General features: G+C 64.7%; 7 protein-coding genes. 6 read left to right on the top strand and 1 reads right to left on the bottom strand.

The window, feature by feature from the left end:
• The first annotated feature begins 68 nt into the window (after nucleotides 1-68).
• Nucleotides 69-1,154, top strand: coding sequence for a hypothetical protein (locus tag ABEL04_RS11630; RefSeq protein WP_375802560.1), 1,086 nt, complete (start codon nucleotides 69-71; stop codon nucleotides 1,152-1,154).
• 30 nt (nucleotides 1,155-1,184) lie between these two features.
• On the opposite strand, the gene ABEL04_RS11635 is transcribed toward ABEL04_RS11630, so the two are convergent.
• Nucleotides 1,185-1,664, bottom strand: a complete 480-nt coding sequence (locus tag ABEL04_RS11635; protein ID WP_375802561.1) for a hypothetical protein — start codon at nucleotides 1,662-1,664, stop codon at nucleotides 1,185-1,187.
• A 382-nt stretch (nucleotides 1,665-2,046) separates the two neighbouring features.
• On the opposite strand from ABEL04_RS11635, the gene ABEL04_RS11640 reads away from it, so the two are divergent.
• From ABEL04_RS11640 to ABEL04_RS11660, 5 genes are all read left to right on the top strand, one after another.
• Complete coding sequence (locus ABEL04_RS11640) at nucleotides 2,047-3,603, top strand: magnesium chelatase (protein WP_375802562.1); 1,557 nt, start codon at nucleotides 2,047-2,049, stop codon at nucleotides 3,601-3,603.
• 71 nt (nucleotides 3,604-3,674) lie between these two features.
• A complete protein-coding gene (locus ABEL04_RS11645) occupies nucleotides 3,675-4,190 on the top strand; it encodes a GNAT family N-acetyltransferase (RefSeq protein WP_375802563.1) in 516 nt (171 codons plus the stop codon).
• Nucleotides 4,191-4,271: 81 nt separating this feature from the next.
• Nucleotides 4,272-5,033: a glycosyltransferase family 2 protein gene (locus ABEL04_RS11650; protein WP_375802564.1), complete on the top strand. Its 762-nt coding sequence runs from the start codon at nucleotides 4,272-4,274 to the stop codon at nucleotides 5,031-5,033.
• 118 nt (nucleotides 5,034-5,151) lie between these two features.
• On the top strand, nucleotides 5,152-6,093 hold the full coding sequence (locus ABEL04_RS11655) for a branched-chain amino acid transaminase (protein ID WP_375802565.1): 942 nt from the start codon (nucleotides 5,152-5,154) through the stop codon (nucleotides 6,091-6,093).
• Nucleotides 6,094-6,154: 61 nt separating this feature from the next.
• Nucleotides 6,155-6,826, top strand: a complete 672-nt coding sequence (locus ABEL04_RS11660; protein ID WP_375802566.1) for a DUF1080 domain-containing protein — start codon at nucleotides 6,155-6,157, stop codon at nucleotides 6,824-6,826.
• The last annotated feature ends 33 nt before the right edge of the window (nucleotides 6,827-6,859 follow it).

A 6,859-nucleotide genomic window follows, 5' to 3' on the forward strand; every position in this document is an offset into this window, starting at 1 on the left:
GACGGCCGCCCGCACGAAGACGGAGAAGAGGGCCGTCGCCGACGACCACGCACGGACTGAGACTGACTATGATCGGATCGGCCCTCCGTCGAGGGGGTGTCCTCATGCTGTTGGGACTGCTCCTTTTCACAGGGTGTCTCCCGTACAGCTGCCAGCGCCAGGCCAACGAGGCCCTTTATCCGAGCGACTCGCTCTCCCGTCAGATCGCGCAAGACACCCCAGCGGACACCTTGGATTCGCTGTGGGCCTCCACGGGGACGGAGGCGCACCCCCTGACGCATCCACGTACGGTCCGGTTCCTGAGCGACGATCGCCTCGCCGTCAGCGACGTGGAGCGGAACAGCCTTTTCGTCTTCGGTGCCGGCAGCACATTTCAGCGCGAGGTCGCCAAGGGAGGCTTCGACGTGCCCTATCTCGCTGGCACGCGGGGCGACACGCTGGTCGTCTTCAACGCCGGGGCCAATCGGGTCGACTTCGTGGCCGACGGCCAGCGGCTGGAGGGACAGTCCATCACGTATGAGCGCCCCGCCCCTGAGACCCTCGTGTACATGCTGGCGACCGACACGACGATGTACGCGAAGGTCGTGGGACGGCAAACGGAATCGTTCATCGCTCGGCTCAACGATCGAGCGCAGCCCACTGCCCGCGCTCCGCTGACGGGGCCGTACTGGCAGTACGCCGGGTTCCTGCGGGCGTGGGGCGATACGCTGGTGAGCCTGTCGGGCTTCCGACCCGTGGTGAACCTCCTGCCGCGCGCCTTCCAGGACGGGGCCACGCCGGACAGCCTCCGGCTTGTCGGGTTCGACTCGCCGATGCTGGAGCGCCGCTACGCCTTCGGCCAGGGCGACGCCACGGAGGCCCCGCTCCTCACCCCCGCCGCCGCGCCGCTGGGAACCTCGCTGTTCGTGCTCAACCTGCGTCCCGGATGGATCCAGATCGACGTCTACGACCGAAACGGCCGTCTGCAGCGACGTCTCGTCGAGCCGCACGACGAAGGCAGTCCGAACTTCTATCCGCTCGATCTCGACGTACGACGCACAGAGCAGGGCTATATCTTCGCCGTCACGCTCCGGGCGCCGGAGCCCCGCCTTGAACTGTACCGCTGGCGGCCCTCACCGGCGATGGACACCGTGACAGCATCTGTGTCTAAGTAGAACAGGAGCATTCACCGGCGGGCACCCGCGTCAGAAATAGTAGCGCAGGCCGAGTCCCCCGCCGACCCCGCCTTCCGTCTCGGGAAGAACGTCGATCCGTGGCGTGAGCCGGCCGTAGAGCTCGACCTGACGGTTGAAAACGAGGTTGAGCCCGATGGTCCCGCTGATCCCGATGAGGGCTTCATCGTCAACGGGCTCAGGCGCGTCGAAGAGGCCGATGAATCCGCCGGGACCGATGAACCAGTGGAAGTCCGGGTCGATGTTGGCCCGGATGTTGTTTTCGAAGAGCGCGTGGGCGTTAAGGAAGAAGCGATCGTCGAGGTCCCAGGCCGCCAGGAGATCGTAGGACGGTCCCTGGGCGTCGTAGAATTTGAGCGTGATGCCGCTCGGCTCGCCGAGTTGTCCCCCGAAGCCCACCGCACCGGAGGTTCGCTGTGCGCAGGCAGGGGCCGCGAGCAGGAGGCAGAGGCCAACGACGAGAAAGAAAGCGGGGGTGGAGCGCTGGTGCATGGATCGGCTAAGACCTGTGCGAAGGAAGTGGGCGAGATCACGGAGGCGCACTCGTGGTCATCGATCCGCGTACTGGCACTCGATCTCCGCCCGGTGGCGTGCCCACCGGAGCACCCGAAGGAAACGGGGCCGGGCAAGTGCTCCGCTACTCCAAAGTGCGCGAGCCGCCTGCCAGAAGAGACGAGCGCGACGGCTGTGTGTTACAGAAAATGATGGGGCCGCCGTCGTCCCTCTGTGGGCTGCTCGTTACAGGATCGATGATTGTTTGTCCCGCGAATCGGGGGCATGGGAGGAACAGCCGAGGGGGGTCTTCGTGGTATTTGCGCCTCTCAAAGACAGTCACCTCGGCTGCACGTGTCTCTTCCACCAGTTCGCTCGCAACATGGCCCTCACGGATCTCTCAACGCTTGGTGCCCTCAAGGATGCAGGCTATCAGGTCCGCTCCGTCAAGGACGAGATGCGGGCCAACCTCATGGAAAAGCTCCGCGCAGGAGAGGACATTTTCCCCGGCATCCTGGGCTACGACCAGACGGTCATCCCGCGGCTTCAGAACGCCATCCTCGCGAAGCACGACATCATTCTCCTGGGCCTTCGCGGGCAGGCCAAGAGCCGAATCATCCGCATGCTGCCGCAGCTTCTCGACGACTACATCCCTGTCATCGAGGGCACGCCACTAAACGAAAATCCGTTCGACCCGATCACGAAGCAGGGGCGCGAACTCGTCGAGGAGAGGGGCGACGACACTCCCATCGAGTGGCTGCCGCGAGACGAGCGCTACGGCGAAAAGCTGGCCACCCCCGACACCACAATCGCCGACCTCATCGGCGATATCGACCCCATCAAGGCGGCCAATGAGCGGCTCACCTACGCCGACGAAGAGGTCATCCACTTCGGCATCATCCCCCGCACCAACCGGGGCATCTTCGCCATCAACGAGCTGCCGGACCTGCAGCCGCGCATCCAGGTGGGGCTCTTCAACATCATGGAGGAGCAGGACATCCAGATTCGCGGGTTCAACGTGCGCTTTCCGCTCGACGTGATGATGGTGTTTTCTGCCAATCCGGAGGACTACACCAGCCGCGGCAACCTCGTCACGCCGCTCAAGGACCGGATCGACAGCCAGATCACCACGCACTACCCGAGGACGCTCGACACGGGCATGGCCATCACCGAGCAGGAGGCATGGCAGGACCGCGCAGACGGCACCGACGACGCGGCGGTGGACGTGCACGTGCCCAATTTTTTCCGGGAGATCGTTGAGCAAATTGCGTTCGAGGCGCGGGACAGCGAGTACATCGACCAGACGTCGGGCGTGTCGGTGCGCGTGACGCGAGCCGCGTTGGAGGCCCTCCTCTCGGCGGCCGAGCGCCGCGCGCTCCTGAACGATGAGGACGAGACCACGGTGCGGGTGAGCGACCTGATGCACGTAGCCCCGGCCATTACTGGCAAGGTCGAACTCGTCTACGAGGGCGAGCAGGAAGGGGCCCAGGAGGTGGCCCTCACGCTCATTGGGCGTGCTGTCCGGTCCCTCTTCACGGACTACTTCCCCGATCCCAGCGACAAGGAGGACGGACGCCCGGAGTACGAGGACGTTCTCAACTGGTTCGCCCAGGGCAACGATGTCGAGCTGGATCAAGACATGAGCGACGCCGCGTACGCCGAGACCCTTGGGCAGATCAACGGCCTTCAGGCCCTCGTGGAGGAGCACCTCTCGCCGAACACACCGGGAGAGACGCGAGCCGGGATGGAATTTGTGGTCGAGGCGCTCCATCAGAACTCGCTCGTCGGCAAGGAACTCACCGAGGGTGGGCAGACTTACGACGACATCATGGGGTCGATGCTTTCCTCGCTCGGCGACGGAGGGGTTCCGGGAGAGGACTTCGACGAGAGCGATTTCGACGACGATGACGACGACGATCCGCTAAGCCGGTATCGGTAGCGCTGAGCCGTTCGTACGTCGAGCGCTACGGTGCCTCTGTGGCAACTCGCATCCGCCGCAATCGACTGCCGATGGACGACTCCCCGACCGTGTCGGTCCGCAAGGCCACGCCCGACGACGCGAAGACCCTCGTCGACCTGATCCTGGAGCTGGCCGCCTACGAAAAGCTGCTCGACGAAGCTGAGCCCAGCGTCGAGCTGCTTGAGGAGCACCTGTCCGAGGAAGCACTGACGGGATGCGAGGCGCTCCTCGCCGAAACGGAACGCGACACAGCAGTCGGCTTTGCGCTCTTCTTCCACAACTACTCCACGTTTCAGACAAACGCGGGCCTTTACCTCGAAGACTTGTTCGTGCGACCGACCTATCGGGAAGAAGGCATCGGCCGGGCGCTGCTCCAGCGAGTCGCCCAAATCGCACTAGAGCGAGGGTGCCGGCGGATCGACTGGGCCGTGCTGGACTGGAACGAAGAGGCGATCACGTTCTACGAAGCGCTCGGTGCAGAGTCGCTCGACGACTGGACGACCATGCGCCTGGACGAGGAGGCAATCGAAGAGGTGGCGGCCCTGTCCACAAGCCCGACGGTGTAACACTTCGGCGCCGAACGGCCCCAAAGCAGTCGTCCACGCGACCGCGAAGCCCTCCATCCTCCCGCACATCGTCCCGCCTCCATGACGACGCTCGCCATCATTCCGGCCTTCAACGAAGCCCGGGCCATCGGGCAGGTCGTTAGCGACATTCCCGACATCCTGGTCGACGAAGTCGTGGTCGTCAATAACGCCTCGACCGACGCAACCGAAGCCCGGGCCCGTGCCGCCGGCGCCACGGTCGTCAGGGAAGAGCAGCAGGGCTACGGCCATGCTTGCCTGCGCGGCATCGAATACGCGAAGACCAGGCGGCCGGACGTGCTGGTTTTTCTGGACGGCGACTATAGCGACCACCCGGACGAGATGCCGCGGCTCGTCGATCCCATTGCCGCCGACCAGGCTGACTTCGTCGTCGGGTCCCGCATCCGGGGGGAGGCCGAACCCGGCGCGCTGCTCCCGCAGGCCCAGGCGGGCAACCGGCTGGCCTGCACGCTCATGAAGCAGATCTGGGGCGCGGAGTACACCGACCTTGGGCCGTTCCGGGCCATCCGCTTCCGCGACCTGCAGGCCCTCGACATGCAGGACAAGACGTTCGGCTGGACCATCGAGATGCAGATCAAGGCCGCAGAGGCGGGGCTTCGCGTGGACGAGGTGCCGGTGTCGTACCGGCGGGGCATTGGACCCTCCAAGATTACGGGGACGCTCTCGGGGACCGTGAAGGCCTCCGCCAAGATTCTTTGGACGATCGGGCGCATGGCCGCCACGACCCATCAGCGAGCACCCCGCCTCCAAGAGCGGGTGGACCGGTTCCGGGAGGCACGTCCGGCATCTGAGGTCCTGGACTGAAGGGGGGATCGGGGGGCGGGAACCGCTCGGGGTGGAAGGGACGAACCTTTCCCCTGAGGTCCCGTTTCCTTTGCGGTTCGCTATCCTCCCTACCGACTACCGCTTGACCCAAGCCACCATGGAGCCCGACATCTGGCACAATGGCGAGTTCATCGCCCACGACGACGCCCAAATCCACGTCCTTTCGCACGTCATCCACTACGGGTCCTCGGTCTTCGAGGGCATCCGATGCTACGAGACCGAGCAGGGATCGGCCGTCTTCCGACTGGAAGAGCACATGGAGCGCCTGGTCGATTCGGCTAAGGTTCACCGCATGGACATCCCGTATGACCTGGATGAACTCATCGAGGCCGTCGTCGACACCATCGAGCACAGCGGCCTGCGGGAGTGCTACGTCCGGCCGGTGGTCCTGCGGGGCGAAGGCCCGATGGGCGTGAACCCGCTCGACAATCCCGTCGAGACCTTCATTGCCGTGTGGGAGTGGGGACAGTACCTGGGCGAGGAAGCCCTGGAGAAGGGGGTGGACGTGGAGGTGGCCAGCTGGAACCGCATGGCGCCCAACACCTTCCCGGCCATGGCGAAGGCGGGGGGCAATTACCTGAACGCCTCCCTCGTGAAAATGGACGCCATCAAGAACGACAAGATGGAGGGCATCATGCTGAGTACCGACGGCTACGTGGCCGAGGGCAGTGGCGAAAACCTCTTCATCGTCAAGGACGGCACGCTCTACACCGCGCCGGTCGGGCTCTCCATTTTGCCCGGTATCACGCGGGCCTCCGTGATTGCACTGGCTGAGGAGCGCGGCTACGAGGTCGAGGAAAAGAAAATTCCCCGCGAGGCGCTCTACACGGCCGACGAGCTCTTCTTCACCGGCACGGCCGCCGAGGTAACGCCCATCCGCACGGTCGACGAGTACACGATTGGGTCCGGCTCGCGTGGCCCCATCACGAAGGAGCTGCAGGACGCGTTCTTCGAGGTCGTTGAAGAGGGCAAGGATCCGCACGACTGGCTCACGTTCACTGATGTCCCCGCGGATGAGGAGATGGAAATTACGGCGTAGTGTAGTGGGGCTCCCTCCCTTCCATCTCCAAGTCGAGACGGCCTTCAAGCCACTCGTCCCCATGGATCCGACGCGGCTTCTGTACGCTCTTCTTGCGGGCCTGTTGCTCGCGGCGTGGTGCACATGTCCCGCACGGGCTCAAGACACCGAGTGGACGGTCCTCTTCGGCGGCGACAGTACGGACGGATGGTCGCACGTCGGGAAGGGACAGGTCGTGTTGGAGGATGGGATGCTCAAGACGAAAGGGGGACTGGGGCTGCTCTGGTACACAGAGCGAAAACTCGGCAACGCCAAGCTTCAGGTGGAGTACCGGGCCGTGGACAGTAGCAATGCGGGCGTTCACGTCCGCATCCCGGAGCGCCCCGGCGGGCCGTGGGAGGCCGTCCACGGCGGCTACGAGGTGCAGATCAATCCTGTGGGCGACTCCACGCACCGCACAGGCACGCTCTACTCCTTGACCGAAGCCCGGGCCAAGGTCGGAGGAGGGAACGGATGGAACACGATGACCGTCACGCTCGACGGCGCCCGCACGGTGGTCCACGTGAACGGGACGCTCGTCACGGACTACACGGAAGGCGACCCTGTGCCGCCGCGGAAGGCCGACTACGAGCCGGAACGGGGCTCCCGTCCCGACGAAGGGTACATCGGCCTCCAGAACCATGGCAGTGGGGACACCGTCTATTTCCGGCGCGTGGCCGTTCGTCCCCTTGAGGTGAGAGAGGAAAAGGAGTAATTCGGACACCGTTCATTACATACGGTTCGGTCT

This window comes from Salinibacter sp. (assembly GCF_042218895.1).
Lineage (GTDB): Bacteria > Bacteroidota > Rhodothermia > Rhodothermales > Salinibacteraceae > Salinibacter.